Origin of the sequence: Pseudozobellia thermophila (assembly GCF_900141855.1) — a bacterium.
Classification (GTDB): Bacteria; Bacteroidota; Bacteroidia; order Flavobacteriales; family Flavobacteriaceae; genus Pseudozobellia; species Pseudozobellia thermophila.
Window position 1 is genome coordinate 109,166 of record NZ_FQYU01000001.1, and the last position, 22,141, is coordinate 131,306.

General features: G+C 47.0%; 22 protein-coding genes. 7 read left to right on the forward strand and 15 right to left on the reverse strand.

The window, feature by feature from the left end; translation table 11 throughout:
- Window positions 1–15: 15 nt before the first annotated feature.
- Together rplU and BUB37_RS00525 are read right to left on the reverse strand one after the other, a co-directional pair.
- Window positions 16–660: a 50S ribosomal protein L21 gene (gene rplU / locus BUB37_RS00520; protein ID WP_072986743.1), complete on the reverse strand. Its 645-nt coding sequence runs from the start codon at window positions 658–660 to the stop codon at window positions 16–18.
- A gap of 200 nt (window positions 661–860) precedes the next feature.
- Window positions 861–1,331, reverse strand: a complete 471-nt coding sequence (locus BUB37_RS00525) for a DUF4199 domain-containing protein (protein ID WP_072986746.1) — start codon at window positions 1,329–1,331, stop codon at window positions 861–863.
- Window positions 1,332–1,500: 169 nt separating this feature from the next.
- Here BUB37_RS00525 and BUB37_RS00530 point away from each other — a divergent pair, with 169 nt between their 5' ends.
- Window positions 1,501–2,823: a M16 family metallopeptidase gene (locus BUB37_RS00530; protein WP_072989603.1), complete on the forward strand. Its 1,323-nt coding sequence runs from the start codon at window positions 1,501–1,503 to the stop codon at window positions 2,821–2,823.
- 46 nt (window positions 2,824–2,869) lie between these two features.
- Window positions 2,870–4,939 (forward strand): M16 family metallopeptidase, encoded by a 2,070-nt coding sequence (locus BUB37_RS00535; protein WP_072986749.1) that lies wholly within the window; start codon window positions 2,870–2,872, stop codon window positions 4,937–4,939.
- A 33-nt stretch (window positions 4,940–4,972) separates the two neighbouring features.
- On the opposite strand, the gene BUB37_RS00540 is transcribed toward BUB37_RS00535, so the two are convergent.
- On the reverse strand, window positions 4,973–5,848 hold the full coding sequence (locus BUB37_RS00540) for a DMT family transporter (protein ID WP_072986752.1): 876 nt from the start codon (window positions 5,846–5,848) through the stop codon (window positions 4,973–4,975).
- A gap of 285 nt (window positions 5,849–6,133) precedes the next feature.
- On the opposite strand from BUB37_RS00540, the gene BUB37_RS00550 reads away from it, so the two are divergent.
- Together BUB37_RS00550 and BUB37_RS00555 are read left to right on the forward strand one after the other, a co-directional pair.
- A complete protein-coding gene (locus BUB37_RS00550) occupies window positions 6,134–6,550 on the forward strand; it encodes a hypothetical protein (RefSeq protein WP_072989607.1) in 417 nt (138 codons plus the stop codon).
- 92 nt (window positions 6,551–6,642) lie between these two features.
- A complete protein-coding gene (locus BUB37_RS00555) occupies window positions 6,643–7,074 on the forward strand; it encodes a hypothetical protein (RefSeq protein WP_072986758.1) in 432 nt (143 codons plus the stop codon).
- Between the two features lie 10 nt (window positions 7,075–7,084).
- Here BUB37_RS00555 and gldD read toward each other — a convergent pair whose 3' ends face one another.
- From gldD to mutY, 4 genes are all read right to left on the reverse strand, one after another.
- Window positions 7,085–7,663 carry a gliding motility lipoprotein GldD gene (gene gldD, locus BUB37_RS00560; RefSeq protein WP_072989610.1) on the reverse strand — a complete coding sequence of 193 codons (579 nt, stop codon included), beginning with the start codon at window positions 7,661–7,663 and terminating at the stop codon, window positions 7,085–7,087.
- Between the two features lie 16 nt (window positions 7,664–7,679).
- Window positions 7,680–9,008, reverse strand: coding sequence for a gliding motility-associated protein GldE (locus tag BUB37_RS00565; protein ID WP_072986762.1), 1,329 nt, complete (start codon window positions 9,006–9,008; stop codon window positions 7,680–7,682).
- 133 nt (window positions 9,009–9,141) lie between these two features.
- Complete coding sequence (locus tag BUB37_RS00570; protein WP_072986765.1) at window positions 9,142–9,612, reverse strand: single-stranded DNA-binding protein; 471 nt, start codon at window positions 9,610–9,612, stop codon at window positions 9,142–9,144.
- Window positions 9,613–9,632: 20 nt separating this feature from the next.
- Window positions 9,633–10,679 carry an A/G-specific adenine glycosylase gene (mutY, locus tag BUB37_RS00575; RefSeq protein WP_072986768.1) on the reverse strand — a complete coding sequence of 349 codons (1,047 nt, stop codon included), beginning with the start codon at window positions 10,677–10,679 and terminating at the stop codon, window positions 9,633–9,635.
- Window positions 10,680–10,856: 177 nt separating this feature from the next.
- On the opposite strand from mutY, the gene BUB37_RS00580 reads away from it, so the two are divergent.
- The 3 genes from BUB37_RS00580 (at window position 10,857) to BUB37_RS00590 (ending at window position 13,588) form a co-directional block, all read left to right on the forward strand.
- Window positions 10,857–11,147, forward strand: coding sequence for an HU family DNA-binding protein (locus BUB37_RS00580; RefSeq protein WP_013992739.1), 291 nt, complete (start codon window positions 10,857–10,859; stop codon window positions 11,145–11,147).
- 321 nt (window positions 11,148–11,468) lie between these two features.
- Window positions 11,469–13,016, forward strand: a complete 1,548-nt coding sequence (locus BUB37_RS00585) for an Rne/Rng family ribonuclease (RefSeq protein WP_072986772.1) — start codon at window positions 11,469–11,471, stop codon at window positions 13,014–13,016.
- Between the two features lie 104 nt (window positions 13,017–13,120).
- A complete protein-coding gene (locus tag BUB37_RS00590) occupies window positions 13,121–13,588 on the forward strand; it encodes a regulatory protein RecX (protein ID WP_072986777.1) in 468 nt (155 codons plus the stop codon).
- A 34-nt stretch (window positions 13,589–13,622) separates the two neighbouring features.
- Here the strand turns inward: BUB37_RS00590 and BUB37_RS00595 are convergent, their stop codons facing one another.
- The 8 genes from BUB37_RS00595 to bioA form a co-directional block, all read right to left on the reverse strand.
- Window positions 13,623–14,123: a DUF6646 family protein gene (locus BUB37_RS00595; RefSeq protein WP_072986781.1), complete on the reverse strand. Its 501-nt coding sequence runs from the start codon at window positions 14,121–14,123 to the stop codon at window positions 13,623–13,625.
- Window positions 14,124–14,141: 18 nt separating this feature from the next.
- Window positions 14,142–15,002: a cupin-like domain-containing protein gene (locus BUB37_RS00600; protein WP_072986795.1), complete on the reverse strand. Its 861-nt coding sequence runs from the start codon at window positions 15,000–15,002 to the stop codon at window positions 14,142–14,144.
- 79 nt (window positions 15,003–15,081) lie between these two features.
- Complete coding sequence (gene bioB, locus BUB37_RS00605) at window positions 15,082–16,176, reverse strand: biotin synthase BioB (protein ID WP_072986799.1); 1,095 nt, start codon at window positions 16,174–16,176, stop codon at window positions 15,082–15,084.
- A 91-nt stretch (window positions 16,177–16,267) separates the two neighbouring features.
- Complete coding sequence (locus BUB37_RS00610) at window positions 16,268–17,377, reverse strand: AbiH family protein (protein WP_072986802.1); 1,110 nt, start codon at window positions 17,375–17,377, stop codon at window positions 16,268–16,270.
- A 139-nt stretch (window positions 17,378–17,516) separates the two neighbouring features.
- The gene (locus tag BUB37_RS00615; protein WP_072986807.1) at window positions 17,517–18,956 is read right to left on the reverse strand and encodes a flotillin family protein; all 1,440 of its coding nucleotides are present in this window, start codon (window positions 18,954–18,956) and stop codon (window positions 17,517–17,519) included.
- Window positions 18,957–18,960: 4 nt separating this feature from the next.
- Entirely contained in the window at window positions 18,961–19,539 is a 579-nt protein-coding gene (locus tag BUB37_RS00620; protein WP_072986811.1) for a hypothetical protein, read from the reverse strand.
- Between the two features lie 67 nt (window positions 19,540–19,606).
- On the reverse strand, window positions 19,607–20,794 hold the full coding sequence (locus BUB37_RS00625; RefSeq protein ID WP_072986813.1) for a beta-ketoacyl synthase N-terminal-like domain-containing protein: 1,188 nt from the start codon (window positions 20,792–20,794) through the stop codon (window positions 19,607–19,609).
- Between the two features lie 9 nt (window positions 20,795–20,803).
- Window positions 20,804–22,105: an adenosylmethionine--8-amino-7-oxononanoate transaminase gene (gene bioA, locus BUB37_RS00630; protein WP_072986816.1), complete on the reverse strand. Its 1,302-nt coding sequence runs from the start codon at window positions 22,103–22,105 to the stop codon at window positions 20,804–20,806.
- Between the last annotated feature and the right edge of the window lie 36 nt (window positions 22,106–22,141).

A 22,141-nucleotide genomic window follows, 5' to 3' on the forward strand; every position in this document is an offset into this window, starting at 1 on the left:
TTACCTTTGGTAGGCCTATGCCTTACCACCATCTAGTTCGTCTTGCCATTTTTTCAGCTCGTCCCACTTGCCTTCGGCAGCCAATTTTGCCTGCGCTGGCCATGTGTCGGTAACGTGGTTGCCACGAACGTCGGCAATAATCTCCGCGATCTTGGCCGCATCGGTCTTTGCCAATTCGGCGAAAGTGGAAATGCCGGCCGCAACCAAGGTTTCGGCTATCTTAGGACCGATTCCTTCGATTTTTTTCAAATCGTCGGCCTTGGCAGCCTTTTTAGGTGCCGCTTTTTCCGCTTTGGGCTTTGCCGCCGCTTTCTTGGGCTCTTCCTTCTTAGCTGTTTTTTTGGCTCCTTTGGCAACAATACTCTCGATCACGATCTCGGTCAAAGATTGACGGTGACCGTTTTTCTTTCTGTAACCTTTACGTCTTTTCTTTTTAAAGACAATAACCTTGTCACCTCTTAGGTGCTTTACGACTTTGGCCTCAACGGCCGCGCCGTCTATAGCCGGGGCGCCAACGGTAACGTTCGATCCATCCGCCAAAAGAAGTACGTTGTCAAAAACGACTTTCTTGCCTTCTTCGGCCTGTAAACGGTGAACATACACTTTTTGGTCTTTCGCAACTTTGAATTGCTGCCCTGCCATCTCTACGATTGCGTACATAATGTGTATTATAATTGGTTTAAAATAATGCCTATTTTTCAATAAGCGGATGCAAATATACGCCTAAATCGTTAATGTACAACACAATCACGCAGTTTTTACGCCCTAAAAAAACAATACGCCCCCCTTCGACGGGACCGACCAATGGCCCGCCCCATATCGATACCAATGACGCCAAGGGGAACAAAATGGGCAAGACCTTAGCCCACCTGCCTAGAAACCGGCTTTTTACGAGTGTTGTTGCTCGTCTTAAATAGTTGCATGAACGAAAGTGTCAAGACAAGGGTAGTCGCAAAACCCATGATGGCCACGGTAAAAAAAACGATTCCCTCGAAGTTTTTGAAATCGTTGAACCACACCGTGGTCAGTTCTTGAAGAAAGGCCGTGTTGATCTCCGTTGCATAGAGGGCAAAAAACAAGGTAAAGACCAATGTGGCCACAAAACCCGTGACCAGGCCGGCGGTAAAACCGCTTCCGTAATCAAAGTCCTTTTTTACCTCAAGTTTATAATATTTGATGGCCTCATAGATTCCGAAGCCCACGATTACGCCGTTAAAAAGGCTGAAAAAAACATTGGTGTGCAGGTCGAACAAAGCAAGAATCAAAAAATAGGCTATCAGGCAGCCGCTCGTGGCGACACCAAAACGTATGGGTAAAGCAAACTTTTTCATTTTTTTCAGTTTTTAAGGTTCACCCCTTTAAATTACTGAAAATTAAACAAGTATTGTTTTAAACCGTGTTAAAAATAAATAGTGTCGTATTGAATATCTTACAAAAATTCAATAATCTTGTAACAATCCCTTTTACTTGAACACCTATTCGACATCCAAAGACTTTCCCATGACACAAAAACACATCGCAAGCTTTAGCCTGGCCCTCTTTACAGTGGTCTTAAGCGCCCAGCAAGTGGCCTTCGAAGAATACGACCTCGACAACGGTCTGCACGTTATCCTACACCAAGACAATTCGGTACCCGTGGTTACCACCTCGGTCATGTACCACGTTGGCGGTAAGGACCGAACCGAGGGCCGTACGGGCTTCGCCCATTTTTTTGAGCACTTATTGTTCGAGGGGACAAAAAACATCGAGCGGGGCAAATGGTTCGAAATTGTATCTTCAAACGGCGGACAAAACAACGCCAACACTTCCCAAGACCGAACGTATTACTACGAGGTTTTTCCGTCAAACAATCTAAAGCTGGGCCTATGGCTCGAATCGGAAAGGATGCTTCACCCCGTCATCGACCAAAAGGGGGTCACCACCCAACAAGAAGTGGTGAAAGAAGAAAAACGACTGCGCTACGACAACCGCCCATACGGACAACTGATAACCGTGGTGGGCCAAAACCTGTTTAAAAAACACCCGTACAAAGACCCGAATATCGGCTACATGGAAGATCTGGACGCCGCTACCCTCGACGATGTGATCGCCTACAACAAGAAGTATTACGTGCCCAACAACGCGGTTTTGGTCGTAGCCGGAAACATCGACATCGACCAAACCAAAAAATGGGTCGCAGATTACTTTTCGGCAATCCCGAGGGGGGAAGAAATCGTACGCAACTACCCCAAGGAAGAACCCATACGGCAAGAAACCCGGGTAAAGGCCTATGACCCCAATATTCAGATCCCCGCTTACGTAATCTCGTACAGAACCCCAGGTTTCCGTGAAAGGGACGCCTACGTCCTTGACATGATATCCTCTTATCTGAGCGACGGACAAAGCTCCAAACTCTATAAAAAAATGGTAGACGACCAGAAACAGGCCCTACAGGTCGGGGCCTTTAACGTAGGCCAGGAAGACTACGGCATGTACCTCGTATACGCACTTCCCGTAGGGGAAACCGATAGAGAAACCCTGCTCGGCGAAATGGAAGAGGAAATTGCCAAGGTAAGGGAAACGCCGATAAGCGAAAAGGACCATCAAAAACTATTGAACAAATTTGAGAACCAATTCGTAAACTCGAATTCCAGTATAGCCGGCATTGCCAATTCACTGGCCAGAAACTACCTGCTCTATGGCGATACCGAGTTGATAAACAAGGAAATAGAGATCTATCGTTCGATTACGAGGGAAGAAATACAAGAAGTGGCCAACAAGTATTTAAAGCCGAACCAAAGGGTGATTATCGATTATTTGCCCGAAGACGCGCAAGCCAATTAAAGAACACAAAAGCTTAACCCGTTTCTGGGTATCAAAAACACAGACCATGAAAAAAATTTTTACTTCGATATTCATAGTACTCTTCATCTTTTGCGGACAAGCACAAATTGACAGAAGCAAAATGCCCGAACCGGGACCGGCTCCCGAGATCAAGCTCAACAACCCGAAAACGTTCGCTATTCAAAACGGCTTAAAGGTCTTGGTGGTCGAAAACCACAAGCTGCCCAGGGTATCGATACAACTTGAAATCGACAACCCGCCGATCTTGGAGGGCGACAAGGCCGGCGTCTCGAATCTAATGGCAAGCCTTCTGGGCAAGGGGTCGAAGAATATTCCCAAAGACGAATTTAACGAAGAGGTCGATTTTTTAGGGGCCAGAATCAATTTTGGCGCCCAAAGCGCCTTTGCCTCCTCACTGTCGCAGTATTTTCCAAGAATCTTGGAGTTGATGGCCGACGCTGCAATAAACCCGAATTTCACCCATGAGGAATTCGAAAAGGAGAAACAAAAGCTCTTGACCGGCCTTAAAGCCGACGAAAAGAACGTTCCCGCCATTTCGAGAAGGGTAAGCATGGCCCTGGCCTACACCAAAAACCATCCTTACGGGGAGTTTATGACCGAAGAAAGCGTAAACAAGGTCAGCCTTACCGATATCATCCAATTTTATGAAACCTATTTCGTTCCGGCCAACGCCTATTTGGTCGTGGTCGGGGATGTCGAGTTTGAACAGGTAAAAGCATTGGTAGAGGAGCATTTCATCTCGTGGACAAAAGCCGCCCCGCTTTCCTTTACGTTTTCAAGACCTTCGGACGCCCTTTACACCCAGATCAATTTTGTTGATATGCCCAATGCCGTACAATCGGAAATTATGGTCGAGAACCTGGTCGACCTCAAAAAAAACGACCCCGATTATCTAGCGGCGGTAATGGCCAATGAAATACTTGGCGGCGGCGGTGAAGGACGTCTGTTCCTAAACCTTAGGGAAGACAAGGGCTATACCTACGGATCGTATTCGGGCATGGGTTACGACAAGCACGCCCCGTCACGTTTTATAGCTACCGCCAGTGTTCGAAATGCGGTAACAGACAGTGCCGTAGTAGAAATTTTAAAAGAAATAGACCGCATTCGAACAGCCCCGGTAACGCCTTCGGAATTGGAAAACACCAAGGCCAAATACACCGGAAGATTTGTAATGGCCCTGGAAAACCCGACCACCATAGCCAACTATGCCCTGAATATCGAAACAGAAAACCTGCCCAAGGACTTCTACCAAACCTATCTCGAAAAGCTCAACGCCATAACCATTGAAGAGGTGCAAAAGGCCGCCCAAAAATATTTAAAGCCCGAAAACCTACGGATCGTGGTTACCGGCAAAGGAAGCGAGATATTGGAAAACCTCGAAAAGCTTAGCTTTAAAGGCAAAAAAATTCCGGTCAATTATTTCGACAAATACGCCAACAAGGTCGAAAAACCGGATTACAATTCCCCCTTACCGGCCAACCTGGGCGCCAACGACGTGCTCCATAAATATATCGAAGCCATTGGGGGCGAAGCAAATGTAAAGGCAATTACATCGTACACCATGAGGGCCCAAGCCGAAATGCAGGGCACGAAATTGGACCTGGAAATGATCAAAACGGCAAAAAACCAATTCAGGCAAGATATAAAGGTGGCCGGTAACTCGATGAGTCTACAGGTTTTCGACGGTGAAAAAGGATACGTCGTGGCCCAAGGCCAGAGAAACGAAATGGGCGATGCCGACATTGCGAAAATCAAGCAAGAGGCGGCACCTTTTCCCGAATTGGGCTATCTGGACAGCGAGGTAAGCATTGAGGGCCTTGAAACCATCGCGGACAAAAAAGCCTACAAACTCAAAATATCGGACAACAAATGGTCGTATTACGATGTCGACAGCGGACTGAAGGTGCAAGAAACCAACACCACCGAAATGGCCGGGCAAATAATAACAAGCACGATCACCTATAGCGATTACAAGGAAGTCGGCGGGGTCAAATTTCCCTTTATGCTCGCCCAGACCGTTGGTCCCCAAAGCTTCGAGTTCAAAGTTTCGGACATCAAGGTGAACGAAGGGGTATCCGACGCCGATTTTGAGTAGGGCCCAGGCCCGTACGGCGATGTAAAATAGCGACTATGGCCTTCGTTTATTGACCAACCATACCCCGAACAGGATAATAGCACCACCAGCCAATTGGTAGAGGTTTACCGTTTCCCCGTCCAAAACGGCCCATAAAATGGCCACCAAGGGAATGGTATAGGTTACAGAGGCTGCAAAGACCGGACTCGCCAAATGGATCAATCGGTTAAACAATATGTTGGCGATCGAAGTCCCCACCAAGGCCAGTACGAGTAGATAGCCCAAGGACCCGTGCATTTCAACGCCCTGCCCAAGCTTGTTGGGAAAACCTGAAAGGCCGACCAGTACCAAGGCCGGTAGGAAGGCAACGGCAAAACTACCCGTTGTAACCGATAAAGGACTTAGGTGGGCCAGGTGTTTTTTGACGATGTTAATGTTAAGGGCATAGCCTAGGGCCGAAGCCAATATAAAAACGGAATACCAATAGTTTTGATCGGGATCATACTCCACTCCCGCCGCTATGAGGGCCACCGTACCCAACAATCCGATAAGAACGCCCCATATCTGGCGTCTGGTGACAATGGTACCGAACAGGGCTATCCCTACCAAAGTGGTAAACAGGGGAACTACGGAATTAAAAATCGAAGTGGTGCCACTGTCGATCTCGGTCTGGGCCAGGGCAAAGAGAAAGGGCGGAAAAAAAGAACTTAAAAGGCCCGCGATAACGATCCATTTCCAATCTTTGACACTGAGCCCCCTTATACTGCCGTAACCAAAAACAAATAGAAAAACTGACGCAAAAACGATGCGCAGCCCACCCAACTCAAGTGCGGTCAGCCCCAACAACGCCCTTTTGATCAAAATGAACGAAGACCCCCAAATTACCGACAGCAATACCAGATATAGCCATTTTTGGGTAGTGTCTTTCAATTCGTTCCCTTTTCCGCAAATTTCAAACTTATTTTTAAAACCGGCGTTACTTTCGGCGGATCAAATCGCAATTTCACCGTGATTAAGGCCGCATTCCACAGAAACAAAGAAAAACCTAATCCCAATTGGGACCCGCCCCAGTGCGCCCGTCGACCAAAAATCATTAACCACGGCTCCTATTTCGCAAAGGCCACGGCCCGCCACGACATGAAATAATCGTTCTTTTCCCCTGCTCCTTTTTGGGTGCAATGGGAATGGTTTATATTTGTAGAAAACCCAACGTTTATGAAAAAATTATTCTTGTTTGCGGCCATTGCCTTTCTATGCCTGAGCTCCTGTAATGAGCAAAAAGAGCCTACGCAAATGCAAAATGTTATGGCGATACATGACGAAGTGATGCCCCAAATGGGCAAATTAGGGGATTTGGTAGGTGAACTGAACGCAAAGGAAAACGATAGCACAGAATTGGGCAAAAAGTACATGAAGGCCAAAAAAGACCTTCAGGCGGCCCACAAGTCGATGATGGATTGGATGCAAAATTTCGGAAACCGGTTCGACCCCGACGAAATATTGAACGGCAAAGAGCTTTCCGAACAAAAGCAACAGTGGCTCGATGAGGAGGAAGAAAAGGTAAAGGAACTCAAAAGGGAAATCACTGAAAGCATCGCCAACGCGGAAGCCCTCTTGGAAGGCGACGAATAAAGTCTTGCAAAACACCGATTTAAACTACCCTTGAAAGAGTTTCGCCCCCCGTCCCTTCCAAGTTGCCTACCTTAGCGTAAAACACGTATACCATGCGCCCAACAAAAAACAGACTTGCCCTCGTTCTATGGGGTGTCCTCTTGCTCGGTTCGACCACGGTTTTTTCGCAAGGGGTCAATAAGAAAATGACCAAAATGGAAGAAGTAATGGTCGCCCACGACGAGGTAATGGACAAAATGCCCAAGCTCTCCAAACTGATCAACCAGCTACAGACCCGGGCGAACGCTTCGTACGAAAAGGAAAAATACGAGAAGGCCATTGCCGATCTTAAAGCGGCCAACAAGTCGATGATGGACTGGATGCACGCCTTCGGAAAGCGTTTCGACGCCGACGAGATGATGAAGGGAAAAGAGCTATCGGAGCAGAAGCAAAAATGGCTTCTCGAGGAAGAAAGGAACGTGGAACTGCTGAGGGAGGAAATCGATTCGGGCATTGCCCGCGCCGAAAAGGTCCTTGGCCTTTAGGCGTACCGTTTCACTCCTTCCATTTTAAGGTTTCCATGATCCCACGGATATCGTTGCGCAAATAGGCCGCAGCCGGATATATCGAATCGTAATTGGGTTTTGTATAAAAATACAAGGAGCCGGTAACAAAGTTGCGGATACTGTCCGTTACATAGAACTGCGCTTGGGACGCGGCATCACCGCTCACCTCATAGAACATACCGTAGACCCTGTCCTCATCGTTGACAAAGGGCTGTTCGAGTATACCGTCGGCCTTGACCGAATGCTCATAACTGAACTTTTGGGCATCGGACAACAATTGTTCAAGATTGCCCTCTACCTTTTTGTAGTTGATAAAGATCTCGCCCTTCATTTCGGGGTACTCCAAAACCATCGAGTTCGCCGATTCATTTTTGATTCGCGCCAAACTGTTGTACTGAAAGCCGAACTTGTCAAAGTGCAACTCGGTCAAGGTGGGTTTGGGGTATTCGAGCCGCAACTGCCCCTTGGGCTTGGGCAGCGTATCTTCCTTACACCCCATCGATACCATGCCGAGGGCCAATACCACCACTTTTAAAAAACGGCCCGTCCTTTTATGAATATGCTTCATCTTGATCATCTTTGTATTAATTGGTATGCCGCTCTTCGGGCACGGGCAAGGTTACCTTGATTTGCTTTAGCCTTTTTTTGTCCATACTTTCCACCACAAAGCTATAATCGTTGAAAATGATCTTTTCACCCCGCTTGGGAAAACTTCCTGCGATCTCGAGCACAAATCCGGCGATGGTTTCCGCCTCCCCTTTTTTGGCCTCGAACCCTTCCTCGTCCTCGATTTTCGTCACCCTGTAAAAATCGCGCAAGGCAGTCTTGCCATCGAACACATAGTTGTAATCGTCGAGTTTGGAGAAAACCAGGTCCTCATCATCAAATTCATCGGTAATATCGCCCACGATTTCCTCGATAATGTCCTCCAGGGTAACGATCCCCGACGTGCCCCCATACTCGTCGACAACCACGGCCAAATGGTTTTTCTTTTCTTGAAACTCCAACAAAAGATCGTCCAATTTTTTGTTCTCCGGAACAAAATAAGGCTCGCGGACCAAAGTCATCCAATTGAAGGTTTTACGATCGATATAGGGCAGTAGGTCCTTAACGTAGAGCACCCCGAGAACATTGTCCATGTTTTCGGAAAAAACAGGTATACGCGAATAGCCGTTCTTTTTCACCTCGGCCATTACCTCTGCAAACTTCATATCCTCGCTCAGGGCGAAAATATCGATCCGCGGTCTCATGACCTGCTTGGTATCGGTGTTGCCGAAAGATACGATGCCCTCCAATATTTTCTGTTCTTCCTTCGTGGTATCGCCTTCATCGGTCAGTTCCAAGGCCTGTGACAAGTGATCCACGCTCAAATTGGAGCGCTGCTTGCCCAATCGTTTGTAAAGAAAGAGGGTACCCGACCGCATGGGCAGGCTTAGGGGCGAAAATATGACGTCCAATACCTTTAAGGGAAAAGCCATGACATGGGCGAATGCCACCCGGTTTCTATTGGCGTAGACCTTTGGCAAAATTTCCCCGAACATCAATATCAAAAAGGTCGCTACGACCACCTCCAAAAGAAAGCGTACCCATTCCAACTCCACTGTGGCGAAAAGGGTGTTTCCCACATCACTGAAGAGCAAGACCACTCCAATATTGATGGCGTTGTTGGCAATGAGGATAGTGGCCAATAGCTTTTTGGGACGTTCGAGTAATTTGACAATTACGGGGGCCCTTGCGGTCTTTTCGTCGGCAATATCCTTTATCTCGGTTGCCGAAAGCCCAAAAAATGCGACCTCGGCCCCGGAAATGAGGGCAGAACAAACAAGCAACAAGACCAGTACGGCAACTTTGAAGGCAAAGGCGCCTCCCGAGGCAATCAAAAAGGGCAGAACACTAAAAGGGTCAGGGTCCAATCGTTAAAATTTAATTGTAAATGTAAAACGTGTTTTTGTACGAATAATTATAGTTCTACTAAAAACTTGGAATCATTGGGCAAATAATTTTTTCATCGACCGAACCCTACGTCATTAACGGACTACGACGGGCCTAAAACGGCAAGTCGTCCTCCTCGGAAACGCCGCCTCCCTGCACCCCTTCTACCTGGGGCGACTGGGCCGGCTGTGCATTTGACCGGTCGGTCGGTCGCGGCGCATTGCCTTGGCCACCGGCCATACTATCTTTCTTCGTGGTCAAAAAGGTAAAATCCTGTACATGTATTTCGGTGGTATAGCGCGTGTTGCCATCTTCACCTTGCCATTGTCGATTTTTTAATCGTCCTTCGACATATACCTTGTCTCCCTTGCTCAGATACTTCTCGCATATCTCGGCGGCCTTGTTGCGCACGACCACATTGTGCCAATCGGTATTGGTCACCCTTTCTCCCGTCTGCTTGTTGGTATAGGTCTCATTGGTCGCGATCGGAAATCTGCCGATACAACCTCCTCCTTCAAAATAGTGCATTTTGACCTCGTCGCCCAAATGCCCAATCAACATAACCTTATTCAATGTACCACTCATAATTTCGTCTCGTTTAATGGTCAAAAGTACGAATTTTTAAACGTTTTCAAGAACTCGGCAATTAAAACAGGGACAGGATATTTATCCGCCTCATCGAAGGAAACACCGCCCTCAAAACCGTCATGGGTCTCGACCACCCAAAAGACCGTGTGCAGGTGGCGATGTGAGAGCTTGTGTACAATGGGATTTTCGTTATAGCGATAGACGTTGACAGCGTTGCCTAGCTGCGGAAAATCGGCTAGGCCGCCCCTGACCTCATCGATTAGGGCCTCTTTTGGGGTCTCGACCAATGGAAACTCCCAGAGGTTCCGCCATATCCCTTTGCCCGTACGCTGTCTCAGCCAGGTCTTACCTTCTGGGGAAACAGGCACCAGGTAATTAAAATAAAGGGTTTTTACCTTGGTCTTGGCCAACTTGACGGGCAGGCTGTCTATAGTGTTTTTTTGGAGCGCCACACAGCCCGAACGAAGGGGGCAGACCCCGCAATCGGGACTTTTAGGGGTGCACTGAACCGCACCAAACTCCATGATGCCCTGATTATAGTCGCGAATATGATCGCCGTCCATGACCTCACGGGCCAGTGTTTTAAAATATTTAACGCCGCCAGTGGCGTTAATGGGCTGTGTCACACCGAAAAAACGCGATAGCACCCGGTACACATTACCATCGACGACGGGCTCCGGCCTATCGAAACATATCGAAGCGATGGCGCTTGCCGTATAATCGCCCACACCGGGCAGCTTCAACAGCCCGTCGTAGGTGTCAGGAAAACGGCCTTGGTGACCATAGGCGACCGTTTTCGCGGCGGCATGCAGGTTTCTGGCACGCGAATAATACCCCAAGCCCTGCCAAAGTTTTAAAACTTCTTCCTCCGAGGCATTGGCCAGGTCTTCGACCTTTGGAAAACGCTCGACGAATTTTTGGTAATACGGCAGGCCCTGAGCCACCCGGGTCTGCTGGAGCATGATCTCGGACAGCCATATTTTATAGGGGTCCCTGGTGTTTCGCCAAGGCAGGCTACGCTTATTGCGCCGGTACCATCCCAGTATTTCCCTTGAAAATGTCATCGATTACAATTAAGCCGTCAAAAGTAAAGATTTATAGCCCAAACCCGAACACCGCAAACAGCTTAAACCTTAAAAGTAGTGGTGAACTACTTAAAATTAGTTTGTTAGCAAAAAAGAATGAATTTAATTTATATATTTGCATCCCAAAAAAATTATACTGAAAATTCAACACGAGAAATGACGAAAGCAGAAATTGTATCAAAAATCTCAGACAAACTGGGAATTGAAAAAGGAGATGTTCAGGCGACTGTAGAAAGTTTTATGGAAGAGGTGAAATCTTCTCTTGAAGGAGGTGATAATGTGTACTTGCGTGGTTTTGGAAGCTTTATCATTAAGACAAGGGCCGAAAAGACAGGAAGAAACATCAGCAAGAATACTACCATTAAAATACCTGCGCACAATATTCCGGCATTCAAGCCCGCCAAGGTTTTTGTAGAGGGTGTCAAAAGTAACGTACAGGTTAAATAGTATTAATCATATAAACTAGGAATTTATGCCGAGTGGTAAAAAAAGAAAAAGACATAAGGTAGCCACACACAAGCGCAAGAAGCGCAGAAGAGCTAACCGACACAAGAAAAAATAGACCGTAAGGACTAGCAGGACAGGGCTGATGATTTCAGCCCTTTTTCTGCTCAAACTATATTTTCTTAAACTACGTTCATTGACATAGAAATTCACAAAAAAAATTTCGGCGGATTTTTTCAACGATCCGTTTCAATCATTGTTTAATCAATTTTTCCTTGTCAGCGTTATATCGACGTTGATACGGATAAATACAAATACATTCAGGTGAATAGAGAATTAATCGTAAGATCTAGTTCCAATGCCGTTGATTTTGCCTTGCTGAAAGATGGTAAGCTCACTGAATTGCACAAAGAGGAAGACAACAACAATTTTTCCGTTGGCGACATATTCTTGGCCAAGGTACGGAAGCCCGTAACCGGCTTGAACGCCGCGTTCGTAAACGTAGGATACGAAAAGGATGCTTTTCTTCACTACCACGATCTAGGGCCTCAATTAGCCTCTTTGCTCAAATTCATAAAACAGGTGAGCACCGGTAAACTAAAGGATTACTCGCTCAGCAATTTTCCGTTCGAGAAGGACATTGACAAAAATGGCGTTATAACCGATGTTATAAAGGCCAACCAATCCATATTGGTTCAAATTGTAAAAGAACCCATTTCTACCAAAGGACCAAGAATAAGCTCCGAACTTTCCATTGCGGGACGCTACTTGGTAATGGTACCCTTTTCAGACCGTGTTTCGGTATCACAGAAGATAGCGAGCAACGAAGAAAAAGATCGACTGAAAAGGCTAGTAAAAAGTATAAAACCTAAAGGATTCGGTGTTATAATCAGAACGGTTGCCGAAGGCAAGAAAGTAGCGGAACTCGACAAAGATCTAGAAAACCTGTTGGCCAAATGGTCAGCAATGTGTAAAAAACTGTACAAAGCGCCAACCCCGTCAAAGGTATTGGTGGAGCTCAACAGGGCTTCTTCCATACTACGGGATATCTTTAACGATACCTTTACCGGTATCCATGTAGATGACGAAACGCTGTACGAACAAATTCAAGACTACGTGCAAGAAATTGCACCTGGTAAGGAATCGATCGTTAAACCGTATAGGTCAAACGTGCCCATCTTTGAAAAGTATGGTATTGAGCGGCAGATAAAAACTTCTTTTGGCCGCACAGCCAGCATGAGCAAGGGAGCGTATCTTATCATAGAGCACACCGAAGCCCTCCACGTAATCGACGTGAACAGCGGAAACCGCTCCAACAAGGCGAAAAACCAAGAGGAAACCGCTTTGGAGGTCAACCTTTTGGCCGCTTCGGAAATTGCAAGGCAGTTACGCCTGCGCGATATGGGAGGTATTATCGTGGTCGACTTTATCGACATGGTAAAGGCACCCAACCGACGAAAACTTTTCGACCACCTCAGGGACGAGATGAAGGACGATCGGGCGAAGCACAAGATACTTCCACCGAGCAAGTTCGGGCTTATACAGATTACCAGACAACGGGTACGGCCCGAAATGAACATTAAGACAACCGAGGAAAACCCTAACGGTAACGGCAAAGAAATAGAAGCGCCCATCGTTTTGATAGACAAGATCAACGCCGATCTTGAAAAATTGTTAAAGGGGCCCAAAGCAAACAACGGAATTACACTTAACATCCATCCGTTTATCGCAGCCTATTTGACCAAAGGTTTTCCGTCCATTCGTTCCAAGTGGTTTTTGGAACACAAAAAATGGATCAAAATTCAGCCACGGGATGCCTATACGTATCTCGAATACCGTTTTAAGGACAAGAACGGAAAAACCATTTATTAAAAGCTTTAAAGCGACCTTACATAAAAAAGGTCGCTTTTTTTTGTTGCAAACTCTCGGAAACATACCTTAATTTTGGAGCCCACAAGGCCCCTAACCCCGGTTCAATGCACAAAACCTATACCTTACAGGAAGCCAAAAGAAAACTCGAGGGCTACTGCGCCTACCAAGAGCGCTGCCATAAGGAAGTGGTCGCCAAACTTCGCGAAATGCGCATGATACCCGAGGCCATAGACCAAATCGTAGTGCATTTGATCAACGAGAATTTTCTCAACGAAGAGCGCTTTGCACAAAGCTTCGCCCGGGGCAAGTTCAACGTAAAAAAATGGGGTAAACAGCGCATCGTAAACGAACTGAAAAGCCGCGACATTTCAAAGTACAACATCGATACGGCGCTGAAGGAAATCGACGAGACCGACTACCTCAAAACCTTCGACGACCTGGCCGAAAAACGATTGACCCAAATCAACGATAAGGATCCTCAAAGAAAAAGAAGGAAACTGGCCGATTATCTGCTTTATCGAGGATGGGAGCCCCATCTGGTCTACGACAAAATCAAACAGCTGGTCCCCTGATGCGACCTGGGGCCCTACGATTTATTTTTATCTTTTAGAGAAAGTTGAACACGACACCCAGGTTCACGTTAAACTGGTTGTGAAATTTGTCGGCTGCCGTCAAATCATCGGTCTCGTACTTGGCGATAGGGAATCCGAATTCGGTATACACGCCGAGCCCATCGGAAAAGAAATACCGCGCCCCGGTATGGAAGCCAAAGTTCTTCAGCCCCAAATCGAGCCCCGGATATAGGTCAAAATCGTCGTTCACGTCGATTATAGGCCCCAAATGGGCACTAAAGCGTACCTTGACGTCGAAACGCTCCAAGGTATCGTCATCTACGCCGTTGGCGATTCCCAACAGGTACGAGGAGGTCGCCCCTACCGATATGTTCTCGCCCAGGCCGTAATCGTACGAAGCAACGATCCCGCTGCCGTTTTCCTGCAAGTTGGCACCCACTTGAAACTTCTGGTCCCCATGTCCGGAGTAGGCCTGTGCTGAAAGGAAGCCGATGGTAGAAAACGTAAATATCAAAGTAAATAAGAAATTTTTCATGTAAATGTTTATTGATGGTTATGCTGTATAAAAACGCTGTGTTCGTTCGATCGCCCTGTTGTTTTTGTGTTCGATCCATTTCTGCCCCCCTATATGGCGCATGGCTATATCAAAGCTTCGCATCACCAATACATTGTAGACCCCTTTGGCAAAGTTCAGGGGATTTTTGGGCCAGGAACGCAGGCTCATCGAAAAACCGGGCGTAATGTATTTCATATAGTGCCAATATCCTTCGGGCATATACAGCACCTCGCCATGGTTCAGTTCGGCGCGGTAGCCCGATGCGGACCTCAGTACGGGCCACTTGTCGTAGTCAGGGTCGGAAAAGTCGATGCTCTCGTGGGTGATCAGCGAATGGGGCACCTTGTACAAGTACTTGGTCTGTGAAGGAGGAAACAAAATGCACTCCTTTTTGCCATCGAAATGAAAGTGAAAAATATTGGCCAGATCGATATCGTAGTGCATGAAGGTATACGAGTCCCGGCCTCCAAAGAAAAGCATGGGAAGCTTTTTCTTTAGTTTGAGCCCGAAATCGGGAAAATCAAAATCGTCTTGCAGCTGGGGAACCTCCTTTAAGATGTTCCAGAGAAAAATGCGGTATTTGGTGGGTTCCGATTTTAGCAGGTCGATATAGTCGTCCATTTTCATTTCGGCGTGGGCCTCGTTGAACCCATCCTTATGGCTTACGGGCCTATCGTCGTACAGGGGGACGGTCTTGTCGCCCGCCACCTGCCGCATATAGTCCAAGCTCCATTTTTGGAACGCGGGCCAATGCTCAACGGCCTTTTCTATGACTACCGGCTTTTGCGGCTTGAAAAAGTGCTCTATGAAATCTTCCTTAGTAAGGGTACTTACCCGTGGAACAGCTTCTAATTTCAATAGTTTCTGCGTTGATTTTTGCGGATCAAATTTAGCTAACCTTGGCTAAATATTTTCTTAAAATTTAGCTAATGTAAGATTATTCGACCATTTTCGATTTGGCCTTTGCCTCTTCATTTCTGGGGATGGTATGCCCAGGCCGGCTCCATTTGGGCTTTTCGCCCAAGGGTCGGTACTTCGACTCCGAAGCTTCCACCGTTTTCGGCTGTGATACCTTGGTAAAGGGTTTTTGCGGATTCAGGCCGAGCAATTTGAACATCTCCATATCTTCGTTTACATCCGGGTTCGGGGTGGTCAACAACTTGTCGCCCGCAAAGATCGAATTGGCCCCGGCAAAGAAGCACATGGCCTGCCCCTCCCTGCTCATTTGGGTACGGCCGGCGGACAAACGCACCTGGGTCTCCGGCATAACGATGCGGGTAGTGGCCACCATACGGATCATATCCCAAATGGAAACGGGCTCCATATCTTCCATGGGCGTACCTTCGACGGCCACCAGGGCATTGATCGGAACCGATTCGGGCTGGGGGTTCAAACTGGCCAAGGCCACCAACATTCCGGCGCGGTCTTCGATCGCCTCGCCCATACCGATGATACCACCACTACAGACCGTTACGTTGCTCTTTCTTACATTATCGATGGTGTTCAAACGGTCTTCGAAAGCCCGGGTAGAGATTACATCCTTATAATAATCCTCCGAGGTATCCAGGTTATGGTTATAGGCATACAGTCCGGCCTCCGCCAAGCGCTTGGCCTGGTTTTCGGTCAACATGCCCAGGGTACAGCAAACCTCCATATCGAGCTTATTGATGGTACGTACCATTTCCAAGACCTGTTCAAATTCGGGCCCGTCCTTTACATTACGCCAAGCCGCTCCCATGCAAACACGCGAACTTCCCGAGGCCTTGGCCCTCAACGCTTGGGCCTTGACCTGCGAAACGGACATAAGGTCGTTGCCCTCGATATCGGTGTGGTACCGCGCCGCCTGCGGGCAATAGCCACAATCTTCGGGGCATCCCCCCGTCTTTATCGAGAGCAGGGTTGAGACCTGGACCGTATTGGGGTCGTGATATTTTCTATGGATGGTCGCCGCCTCGTAGAGCAGCTCCATCAAAGGTTTGTTGTATATATCAAGAATCTCCTCTTTGGTCCAATCGTGCCTTTGTTCGCTCATAATCTTTTCTGAATCTGGTTCAAAAATAGGAAATGCATTTGTCTTTATTCTTTAACTCCCTCCTAAATACGAATAAAATAGTAAGACAAAGCTATCTTTTGGGTTTAGGAAGAGGGTCCGACTTATCCTTCGGAACAAGTTTAAGCCTCATTGTTCCCTTGTCTTTAAAATGCCTATAGATATTATATGTTTTTTCAGTGAAATCGTCCGTACCATCACTTCGTTGGTGATAAAAAATCTTGATTGACTTACACTTCTCATGCTCAAAGATATGGTTCAGCATGGTTCTATCAGACAAACCACAAGAATGACCAATAATATAAACCTGAAAATTATCTGCATCAATAAAACGAATTAAATCATGATAATTTGACGTCTGCGAGTACATAAAGGACTTGATATGTGTAAAAAGACTATCGTCCTTTATATCTTCAAAATTTAAAAACTCTTTGTCCAATTCGTCACCGAATCCAAAAACAATGGGATTTTTCTCATTACCCAACTCACCATGTATATGTATCTCCTGTAGCGTAGATCCTTTTTTTTCAAAATCCAATTTCATACGCAAATCGGCCATATATTTTCGCATTGTGGGAGTATAGTTGAAATTCAAAATACATATATTATTAGGGACTTCATCATATTTTAAGTTTTCTTTCAAGTTTTCGGTGACAACCTCATCTCTGTGAATTGGGTTCAAGAATACTAGAGAAAAATTACTTTGATTAAAGTTTTGATTTTCAATTTTCAAACTAACCAAATAACTTTCAAGCTTCTTAGTGATAATTTCAAAATCATCATTTAACTGCTTTAAACTACTACTTTTACCTTTATTAGAAACTAAATGTTCAAAATATAGATTTTCAATATCTACCCAACCTAAATCCGAACAACTATCATATATCGCTTTGAAAAAAGCAGAATGAAAAATGGCATTTACTTTACACATTCCGTCTGAAGAGGCAAACTCAGAAATAACATTTTTTACCTCCTCCATTGTTGAGGGAACGTTTCTATTTTTTATGGACGGACTCCTAAAATCATCTTCGTAATCTAACTCAAACAATTCATCTTGATACTTATCTGAAAGATAAAACTCTCGTAGTGCTTTTTGAAAGTAATCTAGTACAAAATCTTGATAGCTAGTCTTAAAACCATGGGCTAAATCGAAGCCATTCCCAATTAAAATAAGTCTATTCATACCTACTCATCATACCAAATCAAAAATAACCTTTCTAAAATTGATATTCCAAATAAGCCCCAACAATCCCGCGTGCCGAAACGAAAAAAAGCCTGTCAAAAAATCTGGACAGGCCTTGATTTATCGATTTAAGGAAGGCTTACTCCTTTTCGCCTTCCTTTGCGGGATCAGGTGATCCGGTAGCGTCGCCACCATCCCCTTCCTGGGCAAGCTCCTTGCCCTTCAGGTAGTCGGGCAATTGCATTCCGGCCATGTTGAACATTTCCTGTAAAGGCGGGACGGACTTGTACATTCCGGAGATGAAGTTGGCGGTAGAACCTTTTCCATCGCCCGTCTTGGCTCCCGAATCCCATACGGTCACCTTATCAATTTTAATATTCTTGATGGCTTCGGCCTGGGTTTTCACCAGCTCTGGAAGCTTATCGGCAATCAATAACAAGACAGCATCTTTAGGACTGTTTCCTGCCGCTTTTACGATTTCATCCAAACCTTGCGCTTGCTTGGTCAAAATTTCGAACAAACCTTTTGCCTCGGCCTCGGCCTTGTACAAGATGGCATCGGCCTCACCCTTGGCCTTTCTACGGATCATCTCCGCTTCGGCCTCGGCGGCGATCTCTACTTTCTTTTTATCGATTTCCGCAGGAACGACTATATCGGCCATTTGTGAACTTCGCACCCTTTCGGCCCTAGCGATTTCCGCATCCTTCTCGGCCGCATACGATTCTTCCAAGGCCTTCGCCGCCTGTACCTTTTCGGCCGCTATCGCCGTTCTTTCGGCCTCGGCCTCCCTTTGGCGACGGATCGAATCTGAATTGGCGACATTGATCTTGGCGATGTTCTCCCCTTCGACGGCCTTGGCATTGGCCGCCGCTACCTGGGTACGCTCATCCTGTACCGCATTGGCCTCACCGATGGATCCGTCCCTGTTTTTCTCGGCCACCGATTTTCTTGCCGCGTTGATGGCATGTGCCGCGGCTTCCTTACCCAAGGCCTCGATATAGCCCGACTCGTCGACGATGTCCGTAATGTTCACGTTGATCAGCTTTAGGCCTACTTTCTTCAGTTCCGACTCCACACTCTGCGAGATATTGCTCAAGAACTTGTCCCTATCGGAGTTGATTTCCTCAATGTCCATGGAAGCGACCACCAAGCGCAACTGACCGAAAATGATCTCCATGGCGAGTTCCTGTACGTCTTGCATGCCCTGGCCCAAAAGACGTTCGGCGGCATTTTGCATAATACCGGGCTCGGTGGAAATACCAATGGTAAAGCGCGAAGGCACGTTTACCCTGATGTTTTGCTTACTCAAGGCGTTAACCAGGTTCACTTCGATCGAAATGGGCGTCAAATCCAAGTACTCGTAATCTTGGATTACGGGCCAGATAAAGGCCGCACCACCGTGTATACATTTGGCCGAGCTTCCCGCGCCCACCTTACCGTAGATCACCAAGATACGGTCTGAAGGACAGCGTTTGTAGCGTCTGATAAACGAGATGATAATGATAAAAAAGAAAAGAATGGCAAAACCAATGGCAAGGAGCGAAGCGCTACCCGCCAATTGAAGGGGTACTAATAACATTTGGTCATTTATTTATGGGTTCAACAATTAAAATTCCGTTAGCGGTCACGTCCTTCACGACCACCACATTGCCCTGTACCAGGTCTTTATCGGCATCGGTAAGGGCCTCCAACTCGCGCAGGGAGCCCTGTACGTTTATGCTCACCTTACCGATACTTTTGCGATTGGCGCCAATGGTCAGGTATACCTCACCGATCTGGTCGATGGCGTTCTGGAGCTTTAAGGTGCCACTGCTCTGGAGTTTTCCCAAATAGTAGAAGAGGGAGGCCATGGCCAACATCATCAGCAAGCCACATATGACCGAGATCAAGACCGTAAGTCCCTTCGACATTCCCGCATCCAGACAGGCAATGCCCGACCAGCCGAAAATGGTAAAGAAGCCGATAAGGTTTTTAAAGGATAAAAATTGAAATTCAATACCGGTATCCGCCTCGATCTGGGCATCGACATCACCGTCGATATCATCGACTTCACCTCCGATAAAGGTCATTACCAAAAGTACAATGAAGATCAGGGAGGCCACTACGGCGGTAAACCAGTAGATTTTTTCGAACAACGTGTAGGTTTCTAAGCCTAGTTCCATAAGCTACAAAGTTTAGGTTGGCGATTAAAGATAAGAATAATCTTACCCAAAACAATTTGAAAGCGGACTATCCCCTACGGGACAACAGAACGGAAACCGCATTTCCCCCAAAACCCACCGCATTGACGAGTACTTTTTCAAGTTTGTCAAGCCCCGCAGGATAGGCAACAAAGGGGACTTTTATCGCCTGTTGGTGCCGTAACATCAAGACCGCAAGTTCTATACTTAACGCTCCCGAGGCCCCAAAAGTATGTCCGACTTTCCATTTGTTCGTCGTCAAGAAGGGCACCTTGTTGCCAAACACCTTACCGATCGCCCTGTACTCCGACAGATCGCCCTTTACCGTACCCGGCGCATGCATTACGATGGCGTCTACCTCATCGGGACGTATTTCACCCAAGGCCATTTTCATGGAAGCCTGAAAACACTCGGCATCCGTAGAAATGGAAATATTATGGCGTAAGGGCTCCGTGGCATACCCGATTCCCTCAATAACGGCCAAGGTTTTTTCTCCCACTCCCTTTTCAAGGCACATGACCGAAGCGCCCTCACCGAGGATCATGGTACTTTTTTCCTTTTCAAGGTCCAAGGCCCGGCTGGGGAAGCCCCCATTTCCTTCGGAAGCGTTCTCCGCCCGATACTGCGAATAAATTTTAAGCGCCTTCATCTGGGCTATCGTAAAAGGCGTTAGTGGCGCCTCGCTGCCCCCTACCAGAAATTTATCGGCCATACCGCTTCTCAGCCACGCCACCCCGTTCAAAACGGCATGCAGGGCGGTGGAACAGGTAATGGAATGCGATATCTCCGGGCCCTTGGTCTTTAGGTCGTGTGCCACCCAAGACGAAATATTCCCCAAGGTGGTGGTAGGCGACGAGAGCGTTGCCGTTCTATTGTTTTCAAGAAATTCTTTATGGTATTTTTCAAAGAGTGCGGTTGCTCCCCGCGATGAACCGATATTGACGCCGAAATCATCGCCCGCCTTCCATCCGGCCTTGGCAATTGCATCCCTTGAGGCATAAAGCGCGAACAAGACCGAATCGTCTAGGCTTTTGTACTTGTTGTCGGAATTCCTAAGCTGTTCTATCTCCTCCTTTGACTCCTCTGACAAGGGAGCGGCCCATTCCTTGGTTGCACCAAAATCCCTTTGTCCAAAAAGATGGCTGTCTTTAAGATAGCTCGCCCAGGCTTCGCTGGAAGTTTTTCCCAATGGGGAGATTGAGCCTATTGCGGTAATGGATATCGGTTGTTCTTTCAAGCGTTGGATTTAAATACTGTTCAGCAGATCCTCTATGGTAGCATATATTTTCTGTAGCTGTGGATCCGTAATGACATATGGGGCAGAAATATAAACGGTACTACCCAAAGGCCGCAAAAATACCCCATTATTCATGAAATGCCTGAAAATTTGGTCGCGCAAGTTGCCATAGCGCTCCATTTGCAAGTTAAGATCCAAGGCATAAATGATGCCGCACTGTCGCGTACGGGCCACCTTGGGGTGATCCTTTATTTTAAGATCGAAGCCCTGGTGCGAGGCGATTATTCTTTTGATACTGTCTTGGATCTCTAGTGACTGCAACAGTTCCAAGCCGGCCAAAGCCGCGGTACAGGCCAAGGGGTTGGCCGTATAGGTGTGACCGTGAAAGAGGCCTTTTGCCAAGTCGTCGCTATAGAAGGCATCGTAGACCTCTTGGGTGCAACTGGTGACCGCCATGGGCAGCAGGCCGGCGGTAAGGGCCTTCGACATGCAGATGATATCCGGTTTAACGGTCATATGATCGGAGGCAAAAGCCTTTCCGGTCTTACCGAAGCCCGTCATCACCTCATCGGCAATGCAGAGCACCCCGTGTTTTTTCAAAAGTTTCAAAACCCGTTCCAGGTTTTCGGCCTTGTGCATTTTCATGGCGGCGGCACCCTGCACCAAAGGCTCGTAAATAAAGCCGGCCATATCGTTTTGCTGCAGCCTTTCTTCCAGCTGGGCAAGTACCTCATCGATGTTTTCGTCCGTAGGAACTGCAATTCGCTCAACGTCAATAAAAAAATCCTCGAAGGGGCCATTGTACACCGATAGTCCCGAAACGGACATCGCACCGAAGGTATCCCCATGAAAACCCTCTTCAAAGGCCAGTAGGGTTTTGCGCTTTCTACCTTGGTTAAAATGGAATTGCAAGGCCATTTTAATACCGATTTCCGTAGCCGTAGAGCCATTATCGGAAAAGAAAAGCTTTTCTTGGTTTTCGGGCAGTAGCTTTATCAGCGCTTCCGACAATTTTACGGCCGGCCCATGGGTAAAGCCGCTGAAGACCACTTGATCCAATTGTTGCATCTGGGCATAGACCCTGTCGGTGATATAGGTATTACAATGTCCATAGGCACTGGTATACCAAGAGGCGATGCCGTCTATATACTCCTTTCCATCCTCATCGTACAAAAGGGCCCCTTTCGCCCTGATGATGCCCAACATATCCGGGTTCAATTTGTGTTGGGTCAAAGGGTGCCAGATGTGCTTTTTATCCCTAAGCGATAAACTTTCCCTTACTGGGGTTTCTGACGCGCTTGCCTTCTTCATAATGCAAAGATGGGAAATTAAAACTTTTTTTTTGAA